Below are 22,179 nucleotides of genomic sequence, written 5' to 3' on the forward strand. Positions count from 1 at the left end.
GTATGACTAAACATGATCATGGTTTAAAAGAAAAAGTAGAAGGTACCATTGATAAGGTAAAAGGTGAAGTCAAAGAAGTTGTTGGGAAAGTAACTGACAATAAGAAATTACAAGCTGAAGGAAAATGGGATAAGGTGAAAGGCACTGCTAAAGATACAGTTGGTAATGTGAAAGAAAAAGTACATGAATATAAGGAACATAAGAAAGAAAAATAAAAAAAGAGCCCATCGGCTCTTTTTTTATTTCCCTTCATTTTTCTCTAACACGTATAAATCTTCTTCCATATTCGTTAATTTCTCACTTACAAGCTTTCTTGCATCTCCAATTGCTTGATTGTATGCAAATGGTCCAACTAATTTAATCATTTCTTCTATTAAACGCTCTGCTTGGAAACGTCCAATTTCATCTAGATCTTCTTCCATGAAAAATTGCTGAATTTGTGCTACAAGCTCTTCTTTTTTATCATTTGGTATTTTTATATTCATCATCGTTGTTACTCCTCTATATTTAAGATAATATCTTCCTTAACTCTACCATAGAAAAACGATTACCAGGACAGCTTTTTGTAACTCCTTCTAACTCCCTATGACCTAGTATATTTTCTTTCTTTATAGCAAATTGCTTCATAAACATTTTGCATAAAGAATATAATGCATTCACTTGTGCAGGAGTGGGATCGTATTTATCGAAATTTCCCGTCATACATATTCCAATTGTATGACGGTTATGGTCTTTCGCGTGCGCTCCAATATGTAAACCTCGCCCTTCCACTACAGTTCCATCCTTTTCGATAAAATAGTTGTAACCAATTCCGCTCCACCCCCTTACAGTTTGATGAAATTCATGCGTTTTATACACGTCCCATCCATCTTCAGCTGTATGGTGAATAATCAGTTTGTTTACTTTTTCTAAAGGAACTAATTCATCTTGAAATGTTAGATTGACACGTTTAATTTCCATTTGAACTGCCTCCTCTTAAAAATCAATCATTATAATCGTTTTATCATCTGGCCTTATTCTCTTTTCCGCTTCTAGCTCTTCAATAATTGCTATATATTCGTTTATACTATTCTTTCTTATATATGCAACAGTTTGTTCTAATGACCAATCTGGGTGAAATAACCCGTCTGAACAAATAAAAATCCCACTCACTTCATCTGTATGTAATTCACCATGTTGTAAATAATGTATCGCTTCTTTCATTCCATTTGCAACTGAATAACCATTTGGCATATTTGCAAGATAACGATTGTATTTTAACTGTTCTCGAACATCTTGAAAAACATATTCTTCTGGTACAGATAACCCTTTTTTACGATCTTCTTCCCTCTTCTTTTTTGCTCTTTTACTAATTCCTTCAACTGTGTCTTTCGTTAATACTTGCATCGTTCCATTTTGAAAAGTTGCGACAATCATACAGTCCCCAAGCTGCGCATATTCAATTTTCTCACCAACTATTTGGACTGCCGCGATACATGTGCACCACAAATGCTCTTTTTTTCTCGTGTCTACTTCATATTCTAACATTTTGCTTTGCAATGCTTCATTTGCTTTGGCAACTGCAAATTGTAAACTATGATTCTCTCGTAATGCAGTAAAATAACTTGCAAATAAATGCGAAGCGATGTATGCTCCATTATGTCCCTTTTCATCACGAAACGTGACAAGTGGTGTTGCACCGTCACATACACCATAAATCTTTTTTTCTTTATTACAAAAATAAGAATCCTCACATTCTTGCTTCAACAGGCTTTTCTGTTGATATGTTTTTATCTTCACAACTGTATCCCCTTTCAAATGATAAAATACTCAAATTCTTTTGATTAATCTAATTTACCTAAATAAACTGTTTTTACCCAAAACTTTCAATATCATATATAATCTTGAAATAATATGAATTTTTCAGTGAAGGACGGGAAAGAAATGGTCAGATTCCTTGGTGTTATTATCGGTTCTATTATTATTGCGGTTGCCTTTAATCTTTTCCTTATCCCCCACAAAATTTTAAGTAGTGGAATTGGCGGAATTGCTATTATTTTAGGGATTGTAACCCCTGTAAACACAGGCATTATTAACTTTGTATTAAACTTACCTATCCTTATTTTAGGGTACATAGGTCTTGGAAAAAAAGTAATTTTTAACACAGTTGTCTCTGTAGTTGTATTATCTGTTGCATTATACTACGTTCCAGTAAAAGTCGTAGCAACAGATCCATTGTTATCTTCTATCTTCGGAGGTGTAATCGCCGGAGCTGGTATTGGTCTTGTTTTTAACTGTAATGGATCCACTGGTGGATTTGATATTATCGGTATGCTTTTATCCCGCAAGCGAGACATTAAACTTGGCGGATTCCTTATTATTTTAAATGCAGTCGTTGTAATAATCGCAGGATTCTTCTTCACCTGGGATGTTGCACTTACAAGCTTACTTTCAATTTATGTAACTGGTAAAGTAATTGATGCTGTTCATACAAAACATCGTAAAGTTACACTTATGATTGTAACAAATGAAGCAGAAAAAATGAAAAAACAACTTCTTTCAACTGTTGTACGTGGAATAACGTTACTTGATGGCGAAAGTGCTTATTCAAGCGAGAAAAAGCGTGTACTTATGACCGTCGTTTCTCGTGAAGAATTATCAAGTATGAAACTAACAATTTCTGAAATCGACCCGAATGCATTCGTTAATATTACAGAAACTGTAGAAGTGTTAAGACTTTTCAGAAGAAGTTAAAGACTAGGTGGGAATCCACCTAGTCTTTATTTTGCATAAATTCAATTCGGTTTCCAAATGGATCTGACACGTAAAATCGAATTACATCTGGCCTTGCATAATCATCAATCACTTTAACACCTTGCTCTATAAGTGTTTGCTTAAATTCATTAATTTCATTCACATAAAAAGCTGGATGAGCCTTTTTAGCTGGTGTAAAGTTCCGCTCGACACCAATATGGATTTCTTGATTTCCGCATTTAAACCAACATCCACCTCGTTTTTTCAACTCTTCTGGCTTTGGAATTTCTTCCATACCAATCGTATTCCCATAAAAATCACGCGCCTCTTCTTCACACCCTACAGGTGCAGCTACTTGCACGTGATCAATCCCTTGAATATAATTTTTCATTTTCTCTCCCCCTCCTCTACCCTAATGTTATACGGAAAACAACCGTCTGTAACTTACAAAAGGTTTATAAAACAATATAAGCTCCCCTTATTACCATCCTGCATTCACCTTGCAAAAAATAAAAAAAACAAAATTTATTCTATAACTTCCATTTTTTATAGAAATACACATTACATCTATATTATAGTTATGAATAGACAAATCTTTTTAGATGCTATTTGTACGGAGGAACTATTATGAGTCGTAAAAAATATTCACCAACTCAAAAAAAACGTCATCCGAACATTTCTAGACGTTTGCGAAACCATATACAAGATCGTTCATTAACAGAAATGTACGCATCTCTGTTCGAACACAATCCTGATAGTATTATTTCATTAAATTTAGAAGGAGTTATTCTACATATAAATCCTTCTGCCGAAAGAATATTAGGTTACACTTCTTTAGAATTAGAACAGAAAAATATTACCTCTATTTTAGAAGCCCATATTTCTGAGCAAGTATTACAAAATATAAAGAATACTGAAGCGGATAATCAACAAGAGTATATCTTATCTATTTATCATAAAAATGGATTCTTATTAGATGTTGTGACAAAACTAGTTCCTATTTTTGTTCAAAATCGTCTTACTGGCGTATATGCTATTATGAAGCCGCTTGAAAAATCAGAAAGAATTGAGAATATACTAAAAGAAAGTGAGAAGAGATTGCGTACATTAGTAAACTCCATGCCTGCGTTTGTTATTTTTAAAGATCATGAAGGGCGCTGGCTTGAGGCAAATGACTACGCACTTTCTTGCTTCAATTTCCATCATGTACCTTACCACGGGAAAAAAGATAGCGAACTCATTCAATATAATGAAGCATACCGAGAAGCTTTTTTACATTGTGAAGAAATTGATGAACTAGCATGGCAACAAAGACAAATTCTTCATGGCGAGGAATTTATTATACATAGAGATGATTTCGATCTAATCTTAAGTATATCAAAAGTCCCGCTTTATCATCCTGACGGTTCTCGCAAAGGTCTTATCGTGATGGGGAGAGATGTTACTGAGCTAAAAGAAACTGAAAAGTTATTACGAAAATCTGAGAAGCTCGCAGTAGTCGGACAACTGACAGCTGGAATTGCCCATGAAATTCGAAATCCACTCACTTCTCTAAAAGGTTTTCTAACGTTGCTCCTCCCTGAAATAAATGAGGAGCAAAAATGGTATATCGATGTTATGTTAAGTGAGATTTCACAAATGGAATCCATCACGAGTCAATTTATGGCGATGTCTAAGCCACAAGTATTATCTATCCAAACTTGTAACATACAAACTTTAATTGAAGAGGTAGTTACATTTATTTTACCGACTGCAATTATGCATAGCGTTCATATCATCATGGATCATTTTGATTACGTATATGATATTCAATGTGACGGTAACCAATTAAAACAAGTTTTTATAAACATATTAAAAAATGCGATAGAAGCGATGCCAAATGGCGGAAATATTTTCATCCAAACAAAACCATTAGAGGATAATTTCATCTTAATACGAATTATCGATGAAGGTTGTGGCATTCCAGAAGATCGTATCTCCCGTCTAGGCGAACCTTTTTATAGTTTAAAAGAAAAAGGCACAGGACTAGGATTAATGATGTGTTACAAAATAATTGAAGAACATCATGGTAAATTACACATTTCAAGCGAATTAAATAAAGGTACGATTGTTGATATTGAGCTACCACTTTCTTCATCTCATCTTGCAATCCAGTCTTAAATAAAAAAGAAGCATCTGCTAATCGTTAGCAGATGCTTCTTTTTTTAAAATGCTTTGTCATACCACTCTTTTGCTTTTTCTACTTCACCCATCGTTAATTGATGCCCTCGATTTTCCCAATGCATTGTTACATTCGCATTTGCATTTTCTAATAGTACCTTCAATTCCTCTGACTCTGCTGATGAACAAATTGGGTCATTTGTCCCAGCAGCAATAAACACAGATTTCCCTGCTAAATTTGCTAATTGCATTCCTCTTCTAGGTACCATTGGGTGATGAAGCACAGCACCTTTCAATGCATTTTCGTAATGGAATAATAAGCTTGCTGCGATATTTGCCCCATTCGAATAACCGATAGCTACAATGTTATTTCTATCGAATTTATATTCTTTAGCCGCTTCATCTAAAAATTCATTTAATTCCTTCGTACGGAAAATTAAATCCTCTTCATCAAAAATGCCCTCTGCTAATCGGCGGAAAAAACGCGGCATCCCATTCTCTAACACATTTCCCCTAACGCTTAATACCGACGCTTCCGAATCAACTATTTCTGCAAGTGGTAGTAAATCTAATTCATTACCACCTGTGCCATGAAGTAATAACAGCACTGGTTTTGACGTATCTTTTCCTTTTTGAAAAACATGTTTCATCATAATCCTTTTCCCCCTTCAATCACTTTAATCTAAATTTCTCACTTCAAATGGTAAAAGCGTTTGTTCAATCTGTTTTCTATGTTGTTCATATTGTTCCGGTAACTTTAATTCCTCCCCCATCGTCTCTAACGATTCATCATGAGCGAAACCAGGAGGATCTGTTGCAATTTCAAATAAGATTTCACCATGTTCTCTAAAATAAATCGCGTTAAAATAATTTCGATCTTGTACAGGAGTTACGTGATATCCAAAACGCGACACATACTCTTTCCAGTCTAGCTGATCAGCATCATCACTCGCTCTCCAGGCTATATGATGAACTGTACCAACGCCCATTTGGCCACGACCGATTGTTGATAATTTCAAATCAATAATATTTCCAATGTCAGCAGAAGAACGAAATCGAACAAATTCGCCCTCTTCTCCAATTTTTTCAAGACCCATAATATGTTCTAACAATTCAGCTGTTTTTTGAGGCTGTGCAGATAAAAGAACAGCACCTCCAAACCCTTTAATTGCTACTTCTGGTGTAACTTCTCCAAAACTCCAATTGTTTAATTCGCCTGCTTCTCTTTCAACTAATTCTATATGCAAACCATGCGGATCATCAAATTCTAAATACTGCTCTCCAAAACGAGTCATTTTTGTATACGAAACATCGAATTTTTCTAATCTATTTTCCCAAAACTCCATTGTACCTTTTGGTACAACGTAAGACGTAATTCCTACTTGACCGTCCCCAATAATACCTTGACGAGCACCTGCCCATGGGAAAAACGTAATAATTGTTCCAGGCTTTCCTCCTTCATTTCCAAAATAAAGATGGTACGTACCTGGATCATCAAAATTCACTGTTTGTTTCACTAAACGTAACCCTAATACACCAGCATAAAAGTCTACATTTTCTTGTGGATGCCCTACAATCGCTGTAATGTGATGGATTCCCATTGTTTTCTTTTCCATTTCTTCCACTCCTTTTTTATTTCATTATAAAAATTCTTTTACATTTAAATTCATTATTCATTTTGTCCATGCTACAAAGTAAAATCCGTTATAATAATTTTATCTCGAATTCGAGATATTAATTACAAAATTACACATTAGCGTCTAACTTATCGGGATTATCTCGATTTCAAGATAGTTTCCAAAAAACATTTACTCACTCTAAAATCATAATAAAACTTGATTTAGAATGTCATTTATCTCAACATCAATACTTATTATAAGTTACTTACTTTTCTTTGTCAATAAGTTACTTATTTCATTTAAAAAGAAAAGAGAGTAAACGTTATTCACCATCTACTCTCTTTTCAAATCATTTCGTTTCTTCTTCCAGTACTGCTTCCATCTCATTAAATTCACGATGAACTGCCTTAACGGGTTCTTTCGTTAATAAACTTACAACGATAACAGTTAATAAACTACAGAAGAATCCAGGTACCATTTCATACATAATTGCTTTTAAACTTGGAATTTGTACCCATGCTATAACAACTACTGCACCGACAATCATACCAGCAAGAACGCCCCATTTGTTCGTTCTCTTCCAATATAAACTTAATAAAATAGCGGGTCCAAATGCTGAACCAAATCCTGCCCAAGCATAACCTACAAGTGTTAAAATTGTATCACTTGGATGATACGCTAAAACAACTGCTATCATAGCCACTACTAATACTGATAATCTACCGATAAATACAAGTTCTTTGTCACTTGCGTTACGACGGAAAAATGTTTTATAAAAGTCTTCCGTTACTGCACTTGAAATAACAAGTAATTGTGAGGAAATACTACTCATAATCGAAGCCAAAATAGCTGATAATAAAAATCCTGTAATGTATGGATGGAATAAAATATTTGAGAATGTTACAAAGACCATTTCTGGGTCTTGTAATATCGCATTATTTTTAGCATAATAGGCGATACCAATTAGACCAGTAAGCATTGCACCTATAATTGAAATCGTCATCCAACCGATACCGATTCTACGAGAAGTTTTTAAATCTTTAATAGAGGTAATTGCCATAAAGCGGACAATAATATGTGGTTGACCAAAATATCCAAGGCCCCATGCTAAAAAGGAAATAATCCCTAATACTGTAGTCCCTTTAAACATATCCAAATGCGATGCATCGACTTGCTTAATCGTATTAAATGTTTCTGTTACACCACCGACATCCGTAAAAGCAACAATTGGCACTAATACAAGCGCAATAAACATAATACAACCTTGCACAAAGTCCGTCCAACTTACGGCTAGAAAGCCACCGAATAGTGTATACGCAACAACGACACCCACTGTTACAAATAAACCAATTTTATAATCAAGGTTAAAAGAATTTTCAAACAAACGTCCACCTGAAACTAAACCAGCCGACGCATAAAATGTGAAAAATACTAAAATGACGATAGCGGAGACAAAACGAAGTATTTTCGTACGATCTTTAAACCGATTCTCTAAAAAGTCTGGAATCGTAATTGAATCATTTGCCACTTCTGTATACGTTCGTAAACGCGGGGCAATGATTAAATAGTTTGCATACGCACCTATTAATAAACCTATCGCAATCCATACACTTGATAATCCTGTTGCATACATCGCACCAGGTAATCCCATTAGCATCCAACCACTCATGTCAGAAGCACCAGCTGATAAAGCTGTAACTGCTGGACCGAGTCCCCTCCCGCCTAACATATAATCTGATAAATCGGATGTCTTCTTATAAGACCAATATCCGATATACAACATACCTGCCATATAAATAGCAAGCGATACCATAATTTCAATCTTCACCAAATCTCTCCCTTAGTCCATAAGCCATTCAAAATTTCGAAAAATGACTTTTTCTATTTTCTTGTTTTCGCTTATGGTTCCCTACCTTAACAAACATTTTTTGTTCTTTCAAGTGAACGAGCACTTTTTATTACATGTGAAAACCTTTATAAACGCCTTTATCCCAGTGGATTACAATGATTTTTTAAGGAATTAAAGTAATAATATTCAGAAAATTAAACGGTGTTTTTTCACACCTTATTTTCATTCGTTTACCCGATAAATTTTAAAAGAAAAAAGCCATACAAATGTATGACTTTTAGCTTATTGACGTCTCAATTTTCTCTTTCTCTACATATACTTTACGAAATTTCATATAACATCCAATACGCCAAGGTACTATATAACAAACCGCAAGAGTGTAGAAAAGAATGCCGATTGACTTTGGATCTAGACCTTGTAAATGTCTTCTAAAATAAGCACGTAAAAGAACGATAACTAAAAATGTAGCAATAAAAGCGATACTTTTTTTTGCATAAATTTGACCATCTTCTCTGACTTCATACCCACTTAAAATAATAAGTGGAATTGACAATAGCAGTCCGATCCCAGCAGCTATACAAAATTGCCAACCAGCAAGTTGTATCGGTGCTGCGTATAAAGAAAAACCTGGTAATAAGAAAAATAATGGCAATAGTAGTCGTCTTCCTTTATTATTAATTGGTCGATTCATAGAGCGCATGCGTCTAAATATAACGAGCCCTATGACGAGTAAAAAAATTGTAATACTGTAAGAACCTTGTTGCAAGTGAATCTCTCCCTAAAAATAGTCATTTTTAAAAATACTTCCCTATTATACTCCTAATTTTTCCAAAAATATGATTATTCCTTAAAAAAATCTTACATATCAAATATACTTTTAGGTTTGATTTACTATAGGAAACAATTCCGAAAGAGGAACTACTCTCCCCACCTCGTCTTTAAACACAATATGCTCTCTATTTAAATGGCGCGGGCTCTTCACTCCCGCCGCTGCCGCTAATGAAAATAAACTATATCTCATACTAATAATATAATTCATGACTCGCCACTTCTTCTCATACGGATCTAACGCTTTTTGATAATGCGGATTCGTCGTGGCTACACCAGATGGACATTGGCCAGAATTACATTGAAGGGCCATAATACAGCCGCTTGCCATCATAAATCCGCGGGCTGAACTTACAGCATCCGCCCCAATCGCTAAAGCAATCGCTACTTTATCTGGTGTGATTAATTTACCCGATGCAAATACTTTAAACTTGTTACGAACACCATAATGGTTTGCTGTATCAATAAATGTAAGTAATGCTGGAATAAGCGGCAGTCCCATACAATCTGCCATCGATTTATACGTTGCCCCTGACCCGCCTTCTGAACCGTCTATTGTAATAAAATCTGGATAAATGTTTAGTTCTTTCATTGTTTTTATTAAATCTTCCAAAGGCTTCTGCTGACCAATTACAATTTTCATTCCAACTGGTTTACCGCCGCTTTCTTGCAACTGTTGAATAAAATAAAGTGTATCCGCTGCATTCTTTAAAAATGAAAATCGATTCGGTGAATTAATCGTCTCTCCCTTTCGGACGTTGCGAACAAACGCAATTTTCTCATTTACTTTTTGCCCCTCTAAATGACCACCACGTATTTTAGCACCTTGCCCAAATTTCAATTCGAATGCTCTAATATTACTTTCTTTCACTTTCTCCATGAATTTTCCCATTGAAAAATTACCGTCTTCATCACGGTATCCAAATAACCCTGGACCAATTTGCGCAACGATATTCGCTCCTGTATGTAAATGTTCTGGAATAACGCCACCTTCACCCGTATTAATCCACGACCCGCCTGCCATTTTTGCTCCAAGACCACTCGCTAAAATATAATTTTCTCCAATCGCACCATAAGAAGTCGCAGATGCACCAAACATGCCATGTAGCTTCCACGGATATTTACGGTTCTCACCGACTATAATTGCATCATCTTCTTCGTACAGCCAAAGATTCGTTGTATCCGCTGTCAATTTTTCTCTTCTTGAAAATAACCCTTCTTTATGAATCACGTACTTTTTACCTTCTCGCTCTTGCGTGAGATTCACACTTAATTCCTCCGTTAATATCGGAAATAATGTATTAGCAATATAATATCCAGAAGCTTCAAAATCTCGTTTTGATCCAAAACCAAGTATTTCAGAGCGATATTTCGCTAAAAACATAACACTTTGAAAATCATAACGTGAGAAAGGCTTTCCATCCGTATCATGATCAAACCAATATTGTCGAAATTCAGGCCCTATCTTTTCCAGTAAGTAGCGCATTCTTCCTAAGTACGGATGTAATTTTAAAATAGAATGATGTGTTCGTTTTTTTATAAAAAATGTAATGATAAAAAAGACGATTAAAAGCAACATTAAAAATAGTAATATACTAATAATAACGAGTAGCGTTTCACTCATCCCGCTTCCCCCTATGAAATTCCATAATAAAAAGAGAACACTAGATGTGTTCTCCTTTTATCTTTATTCATACTAACGTAACAAGATGCTCTTTCGCGTCATATTCAACTAAACTTTCAGCGTGTTTAATTCGATGAACAAAGTCTGGATTAGCAATTAACGGTCTTCCGAATGCCGCTACATCAATCGTTCCTTCTTGCAACGCTTCTTCGGCCTCTTTCGGATTTAAATTACCAACCCCAACAATCGTACCATCCCAATATTTTCTTACTAGTTGATGAAAATTCTTTCCGTCAGCAATCTCTTGGGTATAATTCATCGTTGAAGGATGGATCATCGTTAATCCAACCTCTTTAAACATATTTATGAACGTTTCAATTGCAAACTCAGGGTTTTCCCACATATAAGTAGGATTATCACCTTTGAAAGCAGAGAAACGAAGAAGTGTTTTATTAGCTCCAACAGCTTCTATTACAGCTGCCGTTACTTCTTTCATAAACGTTAACCTTTGTTTTAAATCACCGCCATATTTATCTGTTCGCTTATTCGCAAACTCATACGTAAATTGATCGATTAAATATCCGTGTGCACCGTGAATTTCTACTCCATCAAATCCAGCTTCGATCGCATTTTTCGCAGCTTGTGCGTATTGATCGATCACTTCTTGTATTTCTTCTAACGTCATTGCTTCTGGCATATCAAACGGTTTACGAAAGCGTGGAACATTTCCCTCTGCAGCGATAGCCGACGGCGCTTGTGGCATTTGACCACCAATTATTTCATGATGACTCATACGCCCAACATGCCATATTTGAGCAATAATCGTCCCGCCTTCTTTATGTACTGCCTCTGTAACAGGTTTCCAAGAATCGATTTGTTCTTGTGTATAAATACCTGGTACTCCTGGGTTTCCTTTTGCTCTCGGACTAATGACAATTCCTTCTGTAATAATTAGTCCAATTCCATCCGCAGCACGTTTTCTGTAGTACTCCACTACATCCGCACCAACTACTCCAGTCTCATTATCTGCAAAGCATCTTGTCATCGGTGCCATCGCTATTCGATTACGAAGAGACCAACCTCCAACTTGAATTGGATAAAACAACTTTGTTTCTTCAACGTTTTCAAAAAATCCCCCAGCATTTACATTTGTTCCTTCATAAAAACTCGTTGCTTTATTACGTGAACTTGTCATTTTTTTTCCCCCTAAAAAATCTTACTATAATCGCATAAAACTTACTTTTAGATAGGAACGTCAATTTTTACGACTTTAAAATAAAAAATTCGTATTTTCAAAAAAAAAAAAAAAAAAAAAAAACCATGGCAAGACGCTATAAATAATATTAAAAAGGTTTCCTTAGGAGGAAACCTTTTTTGTTGACCATATATGGCTGTCAATTCGTTTATCTCTTTAATAAAAAAGCACCTTATCAATAGAAGTGAAAATGGTTCAGTATTCTTCTAAAAATAATAACTTATATACCTAAAACAATGAAAGCCCTACCTCTCTTTCATCCTTACGGCTCCTCGTCCGTGCCAGTGTGAATCAGGATTGCAAAAATCAAGTAACTATTTTATCGAAGTATTCAATTAAACTTCGAACATTCATAAATGAAATTAAAAAATAAAAATGGATTTGATTGTAGTAATAACAATAGAGGTAATGCTCTAAAAGTGGTTTGAAAGAGTTGAATGTCTTTGAAATGATAAATTTTCTATAATTATGTTCCCAAAAAATTCAAGATCTTTTTTGGGATATAATACATTATTTGTAATGAACCTTAACAAAAGCTTTTTATCTGATTTTCTGTGATACCTTCAATTAATCCCAGTTCACTAATCAAAAATTCATATGCGTTATCTAACATCTTCTTTTCGCTTGCATTAAGTGCTTTTTCTTTCTGTATACGCATTAAATCACGCACAACTTCAGCACCTTCTTGCATTTTACCCGTCTTTATTTTATCAGTGTTCAATTTATACCTTTGTTTCCACGTAAGTAATCTATCTGATTCCCCATGTTGAAAAATATCCATTATGTGTGCTAATGCGGTTATATCCGTAACTGGACGTATATTCGAATTCAATATTCTCCCTGCTGGAATCATTAGTTCCATATTACTAGCCGACATTTTTATAACATAATACTGTTGTTTTTCTCCTGAGATTTCCTTCTCTTCTATGGCTTTAATTATACCTGCTCCCTGCATTGGATAAACAATGTTATCGCCAATTTGAAACAAATAATCCACCTCCATATATGGTAACCTTCTCAAGCTTAACATACTTTTAGTTTTTTAGCAAAATTTTTATTTTATCATAAAATTATTTTACACGTCAACACTTCAGAAGCAAGAAATTAAATTTACACAATAAACTATAAAAATCGCAATTCCATTAACGGTTCCACACACATTCATTCTCTTTTAATACAAAAACACATCACTACATTTAAGTAGTGATGTGTTTTTGTTAAGGCATAAATAAAGATCTACTTTTCCGTCTATATACTAACTTGCTTACTAACCGTTTCCCTCGCTAAAAGAAAACTCATAATCACTTGCGCTGCTACTCTACTCGTCATATCTCTGAAATCAAGAGTTGGATCAATCTCTACTATATCCATCCCTTGAACGAGCGGTTCTTTACCAAGGAATTCAATCGCATCTAGTAAAGTCGTACTATCCATTCCACCAGGCCCAATTGCTGGACAACCTGGTGCAAACGCTTGGTCTAGCACATCCATATCAAGAGAAATATAAATAGAAGTCACACCTTGATTTCTTAATAATTCAATACTTTCCGTGATAATATCTTTTATTTCTCGCTCTCGTACGTCTTTCATTGTATACACTGTTACACCATGCTCTATTGCATATTCATGGTACGCACGTGCATTAGAAAAATTACGAATTCCAATTTGAACAAGTTGTTTCCCTGTAATGACATCATTTTCTAGTAAACTACGGAATGGTGTACCATTTGACGGGCCTCCATCATCTAAATTACGTAAATCATGATGAGCATCAAATTGAATAATCCCGACCTTTCCTTTACTGTTTGCAAAACCTGTTATACTCGGAAAACTAATCGAGTGGTCACCACCAAGAACGATTGGTATCATGTTCGGGTTTACTTTCGTTACATGACCAACTGTTTTCGCAATTCGTTTATGACTTTCTTTTATATCCGTCACATGCATCGTAATATCGCCGCAATCATATAAGACACTTTCTTTCATATCGTGTTTTTCTGTAATTGCATATGTACTATATGCATCTAACATCGCACGAATTGTCTTTTGGAGCAAAACTCGCTCCTGAATGACTAATAGATGGTTTAGAAAGGGGTGCTCCAATTAAGGCAGCACCGAATATTTCTACACCTTCCTCCCAATCTTTAATCATCTCACTCCATTTTGTCACTTCACGATCAATAAACTTTGCGTTTTTCTTTAAATAGTGGCCGTGCTCCACGATTGTTCACCTCTTGTATATGCAATATTACCATTCTTCCATACTGTATTCACATGACTTACGCCGTAATGATACGGTACGTAAGCATAATTGTAAGCATCCCATAAAACTAAATCTGCCTTACGACCAACTCTAATTTTCCCAGCTACATCACCACGGTTAATGGCATATGATGAGTTAACCGTTACGGCATTCCAAACTTCTTCTGGTGTCATTTTCAATTTTAGCATCGCAATGCTCATAATAAGCTGAATATTTTCAGTTGGACAGCTACCTGGGTTAAAGTCTGTAGCTAACGCAACTGCAACACCTTCATCAATCATTTTACGACCGCGAGCAAAGCTTTCTTTATTTAAATAGAAAGTTGTTCCTGGTAATAATGTTGCTACTGTATTCGAGTTTGCAAGCATTTCAATCCCTTTATCAGAAGCGCCAACTAGATGGTCTGCTGATGCTGCACCGATTTCTGCCGCTGCTTCCGCACCACCAAGAGGGTCGATTTCATCTGCATGAATTTTCACATCAAAGCCAAGCTCTTTTGCTTTTAATAAAAATTCTTTTGATTCTTCTACTGAGAACACACCTGTTTCACAGAAAATATCAACGAATTCCACCAATTGTTTCTCTTTCATTTCTGGTAATAGGTCTAACATCCATTGTAAAAATTCTTTCGATCTACCTTTATATTCTTTCGGAACTGCATGAGCACCTAAAAATGTGGAAACTAAATCGATCGGATGCTCTTTTTGTAATTGTGCAGTTGCCTCTAATTGTTTCCATTCCGTCTCATCATCTAATCCGTAACCACTCTTCGCTTCTACAGTTGTAACGCCGAAAGATAACATACGGTCTAAATGGAATTTCGCTTTTTGAACAAGTTCTTCTTTCGATGCTTGTTTCGTTGCATTTACAGTTGAAAGAATACCTCCGCCTTGTTCTAAAATTTCTAAGTACGGAACTCCTTGTAATTTTAGCGCAATTTCATTTTCACGAGATCCACCAAATACAAGATGGGTATGCGGATCAACAAGACCAGGAGAAACCATTTTCCCCCCGCTATCAATAACTTCTTTCGCTTGTAATCCTTTCGCTTCTTCCGCTGTTCCAACGAAAGTGATTACACCATTTTCAATTCCAACCACACCGTTTTCGATAACAGGAAGCGTGTTCATCGCTTCTCGTCTTAACAAGCCATCTTCTTGATCCATTGTTAGTAATTGACCGATATTGATTAGTAAAGTGTCCAGCATGTTTTCTCCTCCTTATTTCATCATTGGAATGTTAACGCCTTTTTCTTTCGCAGTTTCCACAGCTAAGTCATACCCTGCATCAACGTGACGAACAACACCCATACCAGGGTCAGAAGTTAATACGCGCTCAATACGTTTTGCTGCTGCTTCTGTTCCATCTGCAACGATAACCATTCCCGCATGAAGTGAATAACCCATACCAACGCCACCACCGTGGTGAACAGATACCCAGCTTGCACCGTTTACACTATTAATTAATGCATTTAAAATTGGCCAGTCAGCTACTGCATCACTACCATCTTTCATCGCTTCTGTTTCACGGTTTGGAGATGCTACTGATCCACAATCTAAATGGTCACGACCGATAACGATTGGTGCTGATAATTCACCATTTGCAACCATTTCATTAATGATGCGACCAAATTTCGCACGCTCACCGTAACCTAACCAACAAATACGTGATGGAAGTCCTTGGAACTCAACTTGTTGACGTGCCATACGAATCCAGTTACATAAATGTTCATTATCAGCGAACTCACGTAAAATTACTTCGTCTGTTTTATAAATATCTTCTGGATCACCAGAAAGCGCTACCCAGCGGAATGGCCCTTTTCCTTCACAGAATAATGGACGAATAAATGCTGGAACGAATCCTGGGAAATCGAAAGCATTTTTCAAACCTTCATCGAAAGCAACTTGGCGAATGTTATTTCCATAATCAAATGTAATTGCGCCTTTTTCTTGCATCGCAAGCATCGCTTCCACATGTTTTGTCATACTTTCTTTTGATAATTGTACGTAACGTTCTGGATCTTCTTCACGAAGTTTCGCTGCTTCTTCTAATGTGTAACCTACTGGAATATAACCGTTTAATGGATCATGAGCAGATGTTTGATCTGTAACTAAATCTGGCGTAATATTACGCTTCACTAGTTCTGGTAAAATCTCTGCCGCATTTCCTAACAAACCAATTGAAATTGGTTCTCTCTTCTCTTTATACTCGTTCGCAACAGTTAATGCTTCTTCTAATGATTCTGTATACATGTCACAATATCTCTTTTCAATACGACGATCAATGCTGCGCTTATCAACATCAATAGCAATAACAACACCGCCGTTCATCGTTACAGCAAGAGGTTGTGCACCACCCATACCACCTAAACCAGCAGTAAGTGTTAATGTACCTTTTAATGAACCGTCGAAATGTTGACGAGCTGCTTCACCAAATGTTTCATATGTTCCTTGTAGAATCCCTTGTGTTCCAATGTAAATCCAGCTACCAGCTGTCATTTGTCCGTACATCATAAGACCTTTTTTCTCTAGTTCTCGGAAGTGATCCCAGTTTGCCCATTTTGGTACTAAGTTTGAGTTCGCTAACAGAACGCGAGGTGCATCTTCATGTGATTTAAAAATGGCAACTGGTTTTCCTGATTGAACAAGTAACGTTTCATCGCTTTCTAACGTTTTTAATGAATCTACAATCGCCTGATAGCTTTCCCAGTTACGAGCTGCACGGCCAATTCCGCCATACACAACTAATTCTTCTGGTTTTTCAGCAACTTCCGGATCTAAATTGTTCATTAACATACGAAGTGCAGCTTCTTGCACCCACCCTTTCGTTTGTAACTCTGTCCCTCTTGGCGCGCGAATTGTTTGTTGTACTTTTTCCATTTCAATCTCTCCCTTTTCTCGTTTTATAGTGCTGCGTTTACATCCAATCTTTCTTTTATCGAATCACTCGCTTTTAACCAATGTGCAATATTTTCAATATCCGTTGAGAAGATGCGATCATTTGTAATAGATGGTACTTGCTGACGCCCTTGATGGTAGAAGCTCTTCGTCACTGTACTCATGTTTTCAATCCCGCGATATTCTGCCGCTTGCATCGCACAAATCATTTCAATTGAAAGAACACGTCTTACATTTTGAATAATTTGATGTGCATGACGTGAAGCGATTGTTCCCATACTTACGTGATCTTCTTGGTTAGCTGATGACGGGATTGAATCAACACTCGCCGGATGTGCTAACGTTTTATTTTCAGAAACTAGTGACGCTGCAGCATATTGCATAATCATTGCACCAGACTGAAGTCCTGGTTCTGGACTTAAAAATGGCGGTAAATCGTTTAACTGCGGATTTACTAAACGCTCAATACGACGCTCTGAAATGTTTGCAAGTTCCGCCATTCCTACTTTTAAGAAGTCCATCGCAAATGCAATCGGTTGACCATGGAAATTACCACCTGAAATTACTTTTTCCCCGCCATCAAAGATTAGCGGATTATCTGTTGCGGCATTCATTTCAATTTCTAATTTTTCTTTCACATAATTCAAAACTTGCCAAGAAGCACCGTGTACTTGCGGGATACAACGAAGTGAATAGGCATCCTGTACACGTAGTTCTCCTTGTTTTGTTGTTAACTTACTATCATGAAGAATGTCACGAATTCTGCTTGCTACATCCACTTGCTCTTTATAGCCACGTGCTTTATGAACATTTTCATCAAATGCATCAATAATGCCTTGTAACCCTTCAATTGTCATCGAAGCAATTAGTTCAGCTTGATATGCCGTTGCTTCTGCTTCTATATAAGAAAGAACTCCTTGTGCTGTCATCGCCTGCGTACCATTAATTAACGCAAGACCTTCTTTCGCTTCAAGTTCAATTGGCTCAAGCCCTTCTTCTGTAAGAGCAACCATTGCATGAACGCGTTTCCCCTTATAGAACACTTCACCTTCGCCTAATAATACGAGCGCAAGATGAGATAAAGGTGCTAAATCTCCACTTGCACCAAGTGAACCTTGTTGCGGAACGACTGGATGAATTTTACGATTTACAAACTCAAGAAGCATATTTACAACAAGCGGCCTTACGCCTGATACTCCTTTAAGCATCGTGTTCGCTCGTAAAATTAACATTCCGCGCGATACTTCTTCCGGGAATGGATCACCTATCCCACATGCATGTGACTGAATTAAATTATGTTGAAGTGCCTTTACATCATCTTTTTGGATAAGCACATCACTAAACTTTCCAAATCCAGTTGTAATACCGTAAACGACTTTTCCGTCCTCTACAATTTTCTCAACTACTTCGCGGCACTCCGCTACCTTTTGCATACTAGTTGGACAAGCTGTTACACCTTCTCCTTCCAGTAATAACCTCTTCATTTCTTCAACTGTCAATGTATGTCCTGTTAACGTAATCATCATTTTTCCTCCTTAAAAAGGCAAAAGGGGACCTTATCTTTCTAAGACAGACTTCTGTCCTAAAAAAGTAAGGCCCCCTTCTAACTAATAGACTATGGGCAAATCATATGTGATTAATTCCTAAACCAATCGCCTCATGCTCAGATCCTTTTACAGGTGCACCAATCGTTCCATATAATGCAACAGCAACCCATTCGCCTTCTTTTTTCCCGTCGTATGGTGTACCGCGCACAATCGCAAAACGAAGTCCTACTGTACGAAGAACGTCTGCTAACTGAATTTGACCTCTCGTCACTCCGTACAAAGCTTCCATAATTGCATGATAAAGTGCATGTGTTTCTCTGTAAACGTCTGTTTCAATAACTTGGTTGCTTTTAGCCGCTGTTTCCATTGCTGCGACAACCTTTTGCGAATTCATCGAACCCACTTTCCCCGTACAATACTTCCAACCTTTTGGAATGGATAATACAGGACTTTCATTCTCATCCGCAAGTGCCAACAGCATGGCCATACGACCAATTCGATGTGTTCCTTGAAGAAGCATGTGACTCTCTCATTTCTTTTGAATTATTTGAATATTACTTAATTTAAGAATATATGAAAACGGTTAAATCGTCAATAGTTTAAAATCATATTCAAACATTTTTTTCATCCCCCTAATTTTGTGTACACAAATGATTTACACAAAATTTCCAGACGTGCTATAGTCTCACTAACAGATGCAAAGGGGCGAAATTTCACTGACAAAACGAAAAGATATTCATTTTCGAATAGAAGAGAAATTACTTGAAAGGTTTGAATCATCACTCCATTACGAAGGTTTAAAGAAAACAGATGTATTAACACATGCAATCCAACAATTTTGCACAAAGGTGGAATGTGACAAAATGAATGATGTAAAACGTCAATATAACGTTAGCAACCATTTACAAACACGCATCGACACACATACACATTACGAAATAAAAACACGTAGATTTAGATAAGATCGTCATTGAACATTTACACCTTCAAGGGGATGAAAACATATTAGAGGTTGGGTGCGCTAGTGGAAAATTCCTTTCCCTTTTACAAACAAATGGTCATAAAGGCCCATTAACCGGGTTTGATCAATCCGAAGCTATGCTTGCTGAAGCTGCTAAAATAAATAACTTAATATAATGGAAACGAGGGGACGCTAGTAAACTTCCTTTCGAAACAAATTGTTATGACCTAATAATTGCAAGACATATGTTATACCATGTGAAAGATGTTGAAAAAACAATTCAAGGCTTTTATAAAGTCATTCGTTCTGGCGGAACACTTTTAGCTACAACAAATTCTAAAGTTTCATTACCTCGTATAGCTGAAATGTGTAACAACATGCTTGACGCATTTGATCTAGCGAAAACATCACCAGCAGTCTCTCCATTTTGTTTAGAAAATGGTAAAGAGATAGTATCATCTGCTTTTCCAACGGTTGAAGAAACAGTTATTCATAATGCGCTCGTTTTTCATCATGCTACCCCAATAGTAAACTATATTTCCAGCATGTTTCCATCGTTAAATATACCCGATAATATGTATCTTCAAGCCGAGATGAAAGAATGGCTAACAGAAGAAATCAACAAGGAATTATCGCTCCATAACGGTATATGGCGCGATCCAAAAACGTTAGTAATTTATCGGTGTAAAAAAGCTAGCATTTGCTAGCTTTTACACGTTTTCTCGTAAAAGTTTCTCCATTACTACATTGCCTTTACCACAATAAAAATCTGTATTATGTTCGTCTGCCACTCCAAAATAAGAGGCAATCGCTATTCCAAATGGTACAAATGCATGCCCTTGTGCTGTAATGATATTTGAGTGTTGCACAACTTCTTCATACACGAAATTTTCTACTGGAAAACAATCGAATTTTTGATAATCTATAGTCGCAGTATAAGAAATCCCTTTAAATAACCCTGCTTTTGCTAGCGCATACGGTCCAGCACAAATTGCCGCCACTAATTTTTCTTGTTCGTGAAATTGACGAATGACTGAAAAAAGAGATTTCGCATCTTTCAACTGTACTTCTTCTCCACCTGGAATAAGTACCCCCTCATACTCATCTACACGTACTTCACTTACTTCTATATGTGGTTGCACTTGCAAACCTGTTTCACTTATAATCAATTCTTTTGTTAAGCCCGCTGTAATGATTTCAAATTTATTTTTCAGCAATGCCGTCGCTACTGTTATTTCAAACTCCGCAAATGTTGGGTATACAAATAAAAGTATTTTTTTCATAGCCCTCTCTCCTTTAACCAGTCCATAAAATATACCTCTAAATCGTCAACTGTTAATCTATTTGTGTCCACATAAGTTACAGGAAATTGTTTATACCAGTCTTTTTCAGTTTCTGCTAATTTAAATTGCTCCTCAAATGTACTTCTGTTTCTTGTTCTATCATTATTTTTTCTATCATATACATTCTTTTTCGTAACATCTAAGTAAAAAATCACATCCGAACGGCATTCTCTTAATTTATATAATTCATCTTTCAATTCAGTTTCTATATCCCACTCTTCTCCTATACTCGTTGGATAAAAGAGTGTAAAAAACTCAATGTCTTCTGGTCCGCGATCAAAAATTACGACTGAATCTTTCACATTTTGAAACTCCTTTATTTTTGCTTCCATAAACATTTTTTGATTCATAATAAACCCTACTTTTGAATTCATATCTAAATTCAATTTTTTTCGCTTCTCTACAATTGGATATGGATTTTCATATATAACTCGAAACCCTCTCTTTTCTAACCTTTTTGCTAATGTTGTTTTCCGCTAGCCATCGGCCCTTGCAGTGAAATTACGTATGTCACACCTCTCATTCCCTTACACTTTAGTACACCTATAATATACAGAATCTTGAAAACTCTCAACATTATATATATCATCTTGTTTCTTATTCTTATCTAACTTATAATGAAAAATAGAGATTATGACGGACGCATCAATAATGTAAGCTTGGAAATCCAAGCTTACATTATTTTTTGCTTTCCCTTTTCTAATAAAAAGAGTATACTAGATTAGAACGTATGTTCTTAATAATTACATACAGTAAGGAGATAGAACAATGGTATACGACACAAAAACAATTTCTTGGAATGAATCTTTAAAACAACTTCAACGCCGCTATACAAACAAACAAGTTGACCGAAAAGAATTTGAGGATATTGAACTGATGGAATTCTTCCGCGATAACGACTACATTTCTTTACCTACACACATAAGCGGCCTATCAAAAACACGTTTTACTTCTTACTCTATTTTCACAACTGAAGATAAAGATCGTAAAGTTGGCACATTAATCATTGAATATGTAGAAGATGATAATAATAATTTACATGTGGAACAACTATACTTTGTTTAAATGATAACGCTTGGTCAAAATGACCAAGCGTTCTT

At 36.1% G+C, this 22,179-nt stretch carries 20 protein-coding genes and 3 pseudogenes; 5 read left to right on the forward strand and 18 right to left on the reverse strand.

Annotated features, from left to right (window positions below; all coding sequences use genetic code 11):
* Window positions 1–2 precede the first annotated feature (2 nt).
* Complete coding sequence (locus BC_RS18125) at window positions 3–215, forward strand: CsbD family protein (RefSeq protein ID WP_000160421.1); 213 nt, start codon at window positions 3–5, stop codon at window positions 213–215.
* 24 nt (window positions 216–239) lie between these two features.
* Here the strand turns inward: BC_RS18125 and BC_RS18130 are convergent, their stop codons facing one another.
* The 3 genes from BC_RS18130 to BC_RS18140 are packed head-to-tail and all read right to left on the reverse strand — an operon-like array spanning window position 240 to window position 1,797.
* Window positions 240–488, reverse strand: a complete 249-nt coding sequence (locus tag BC_RS18130) for a DUF2164 domain-containing protein (RefSeq protein ID WP_000981066.1) — start codon at window positions 486–488, stop codon at window positions 240–242.
* 19 nt (window positions 489–507) lie between these two features.
* Window positions 508–960, reverse strand: a complete 453-nt coding sequence (locus BC_RS18135) for a peptidoglycan recognition protein family protein (protein WP_000404000.1) — start codon at window positions 958–960, stop codon at window positions 508–510.
* Window positions 961–975: 15 nt separating this feature from the next.
* A complete protein-coding gene (locus BC_RS18140; RefSeq protein WP_002195735.1) occupies window positions 976–1,797 on the reverse strand; it encodes a protein phosphatase 2C domain-containing protein in 822 nt (273 codons plus the stop codon).
* 126 nt (window positions 1,798–1,923) lie between these two features.
* Between BC_RS18140 and BC_RS18145 the strand changes: the two genes are divergently transcribed.
* Window positions 1,924–2,733 (forward strand): YitT family protein, encoded by an 810-nt coding sequence (locus BC_RS18145; protein WP_000251345.1) that lies wholly within the window; start codon window positions 1,924–1,926, stop codon window positions 2,731–2,733.
* Between the two features lie 19 nt (window positions 2,734–2,752).
* Here BC_RS18145 and BC_RS18150 read toward each other — a convergent pair whose 3' ends face one another.
* A complete protein-coding gene (locus BC_RS18150) occupies window positions 2,753–3,124 on the reverse strand; it encodes a VOC family protein (protein WP_000800772.1) in 372 nt (123 codons plus the stop codon).
* Window positions 3,125–3,360: 236 nt separating this feature from the next.
* On the opposite strand from BC_RS18150, the gene BC_RS18155 reads away from it, so the two are divergent.
* Window positions 3,361–4,893 carry a BA3702 family sensor histidine kinase gene (locus tag BC_RS18155; RefSeq protein ID WP_000087648.1) on the forward strand — a complete coding sequence of 511 codons (1,533 nt, stop codon included), beginning with the start codon at window positions 3,361–3,363 and terminating at the stop codon, window positions 4,891–4,893.
* A gap of 44 nt (window positions 4,894–4,937) precedes the next feature.
* Here BC_RS18155 and BC_RS18160 read toward each other — a convergent pair whose 3' ends face one another.
* From BC_RS18160 to hutP, 12 genes and pseudogenes are all read right to left on the reverse strand, one after another.
* Window positions 4,938–5,546, reverse strand: coding sequence for an alpha/beta hydrolase (locus BC_RS18160; protein ID WP_000975492.1), 609 nt, complete (start codon window positions 5,544–5,546; stop codon window positions 4,938–4,940).
* Window positions 5,547–5,570: 24 nt separating this feature from the next.
* Window positions 5,571–6,509 (reverse strand): ring-cleaving dioxygenase, encoded by a 939-nt coding sequence (locus BC_RS18165; RefSeq protein WP_000412739.1) that lies wholly within the window; start codon window positions 6,507–6,509, stop codon window positions 5,571–5,573.
* 352 nt (window positions 6,510–6,861) lie between these two features.
* Window positions 6,862–8,340, reverse strand: coding sequence for a sodium/proline symporter PutP (putP, locus tag BC_RS18170; protein ID WP_000687595.1), 1,479 nt, complete (start codon window positions 8,338–8,340; stop codon window positions 6,862–6,864).
* Between the two features lie 298 nt (window positions 8,341–8,638).
* A complete protein-coding gene (locus BC_RS18175) occupies window positions 8,639–9,127 on the reverse strand; it encodes a cytochrome c biogenesis protein CcdC (protein WP_001183920.1) in 489 nt (162 codons plus the stop codon).
* 111 nt (window positions 9,128–9,238) lie between these two features.
* Window positions 9,239–10,813, reverse strand: coding sequence for an FMN-binding glutamate synthase family protein (locus BC_RS18180; RefSeq protein ID WP_000005166.1), 1,575 nt, complete (start codon window positions 10,811–10,813; stop codon window positions 9,239–9,241).
* A 67-nt stretch (window positions 10,814–10,880) separates the two neighbouring features.
* Entirely contained in the window at window positions 10,881–12,008 is a 1,128-nt protein-coding gene (locus BC_RS18185) for an alkene reductase (RefSeq protein ID WP_000204560.1), read from the reverse strand.
* Window positions 12,009–12,594: 586 nt separating this feature from the next.
* Complete coding sequence (locus tag BC_RS18190; protein WP_170317877.1) at window positions 12,595–13,056, reverse strand: CarD family transcriptional regulator; 462 nt, start codon at window positions 13,054–13,056, stop codon at window positions 12,595–12,597.
* Between the two features lie 260 nt (window positions 13,057–13,316).
* Window positions 13,317–14,289: pseudogene (gene hutG, locus BC_RS18195) on the reverse strand (formimidoylglutamase).
* Window positions 14,268–15,539 (reverse strand): imidazolonepropionase, encoded by a 1,272-nt coding sequence (gene hutI / locus BC_RS18200; protein ID WP_000887560.1) that lies wholly within the window; start codon window positions 15,537–15,539, stop codon window positions 14,268–14,270. The pseudogene hutG and the gene hutI overlap by 22 nt, the downstream one beginning before the upstream one ends.
* A 12-nt stretch (window positions 15,540–15,551) precedes the next feature.
* The gene (gene hutU / locus BC_RS18205; RefSeq protein ID WP_000416948.1) at window positions 15,552–17,210 is read right to left on the reverse strand and encodes a urocanate hydratase; all 1,659 of its coding nucleotides are present in this window, start codon (window positions 17,208–17,210) and stop codon (window positions 15,552–15,554) included.
* A gap of 23 nt (window positions 17,211–17,233) precedes the next feature.
* Window positions 17,234–18,751: a histidine ammonia-lyase gene (hutH, locus tag BC_RS18210; RefSeq protein WP_000631873.1), complete on the reverse strand. Its 1,518-nt coding sequence runs from the start codon at window positions 18,749–18,751 to the stop codon at window positions 17,234–17,236.
* Window positions 18,752–18,854: 103 nt separating this feature from the next.
* Window positions 18,855–19,295, reverse strand: coding sequence for a hut operon transcriptional regulator HutP (gene hutP / locus BC_RS18215; RefSeq protein ID WP_000926516.1), 441 nt, complete (start codon window positions 19,293–19,295; stop codon window positions 18,855–18,857).
* Window positions 19,296–19,491: 196 nt separating this feature from the next.
* Here hutP and BC_RS18220 point away from each other — a divergent pair.
* Window positions 19,492–20,443: pseudogene (locus BC_RS18220) on the forward strand (class I SAM-dependent methyltransferase).
* 3 nt (window positions 20,444–20,446) lie between these two features.
* Here BC_RS18220 and BC_RS18225 read toward each other — a convergent pair.
* A complete protein-coding gene (locus tag BC_RS18225) occupies window positions 20,447–21,019 on the reverse strand; it encodes a DJ-1/PfpI family protein (RefSeq protein ID WP_000722200.1) in 573 nt (190 codons plus the stop codon).
* A pseudogene (locus BC_RS18230) lies at window positions 21,016–21,602 on the reverse strand (AAA family ATPase). The gene BC_RS18225 and the pseudogene BC_RS18230 overlap by 4 nt, the downstream one beginning before the upstream one ends.
* A 245-nt stretch (window positions 21,603–21,847) precedes the next feature.
* Between BC_RS18230 and BC_RS18235 the strand changes: the two are divergent.
* Window positions 21,848–22,144, forward strand: coding sequence for a hypothetical protein (locus BC_RS18235; RefSeq protein ID WP_000262407.1), 297 nt, complete (start codon window positions 21,848–21,850; stop codon window positions 22,142–22,144).
* The last annotated feature ends 35 nt before the right edge of the window (window positions 22,145–22,179 follow it).

The organism is Bacillus cereus ATCC 14579, assembly GCF_000007825.1.
GTDB lineage: Bacteria > Bacillota > Bacilli > Bacillales > Bacillaceae_G > Bacillus_A > Bacillus_A cereus.

Excerpts from the sequence above, each read along its gene's own strand:
- BC_RS18155 (WP_000087648.1), top strand. The coding sequence starts at position 3,361 with ATGAGTCGTAAAAAATATTCACCAACTCAAAAAAAACGTCATCCGAAC.
- hutU (WP_000416948.1), bottom strand. The coding sequence starts at position 17,210 with ATGGAAAAAGTACAACAAACAATTCGCGCGCCAAGAGGGACAGAGTTA.
- BC_RS18185 (WP_000204560.1), bottom strand. The coding sequence starts at position 12,008 with ATGACAAGTTCACGTAATAAAGCAACGAGTTTTTATGAAGGAACAAAT.
- BC_RS18180 (WP_000005166.1), bottom strand. The coding sequence starts at position 10,813 with ATGAGTGAAACGCTACTCGTTATTATTAGTATATTACTATTTTTAATG.
- BC_RS18165 (WP_000412739.1), bottom strand. The coding sequence starts at position 6,509 with ATGGAAAAGAAAACAATGGGAATCCATCACATTACAGCGATTGTAGGG.
- hutP (WP_000926516.1), bottom strand. The coding sequence starts at position 19,295 with ATGCTTCTTCAAGGAACACATCGAATTGGTCGTATGGCCATGCTGTTG.
- BC_RS18235 (WP_000262407.1), top strand. The coding sequence starts at position 21,848 with ATGGTATACGACACAAAAACAATTTCTTGGAATGAATCTTTAAAACAA.
- BC_RS18160 (WP_000975492.1), bottom strand. The coding sequence starts at position 5,546 with ATGATGAAACATGTTTTTCAAAAAGGAAAAGATACGTCAAAACCAGTG.
- BC_RS18125 (WP_000160421.1), top strand. The coding sequence starts at position 3 with ATGACTAAACATGATCATGGTTTAAAAGAAAAAGTAGAAGGTACCATT.
- hutH (WP_000631873.1), bottom strand. The coding sequence starts at position 18,751 with ATGATTACGTTAACAGGACATACATTGACAGTTGAAGAAATGAAGAGG.
- BC_RS18135 (WP_000404000.1), bottom strand. The coding sequence starts at position 960 with ATGGAAATTAAACGTGTCAATCTAACATTTCAAGATGAATTAGTTCCT.
- hutI (WP_000887560.1), bottom strand. The coding sequence starts at position 15,539 with ATGCTGGACACTTTACTAATCAATATCGGTCAATTACTAACAATGGAT.
- BC_RS18130 (WP_000981066.1), bottom strand. The coding sequence starts at position 488 with ATGATGAATATAAAAATACCAAATGATAAAAAAGAAGAGCTTGTAGCA.
- BC_RS18150 (WP_000800772.1), bottom strand. The coding sequence starts at position 3,124 with ATGAAAAATTATATTCAAGGGATTGATCACGTGCAAGTAGCTGCACCT.
- BC_RS18145 (WP_000251345.1), top strand. The coding sequence starts at position 1,924 with ATGGTCAGATTCCTTGGTGTTATTATCGGTTCTATTATTATTGCGGTT.
- BC_RS18225 (WP_000722200.1), bottom strand. The coding sequence starts at position 21,019 with ATGAAAAAAATACTTTTATTTGTATACCCAACATTTGCGGAGTTTGAA.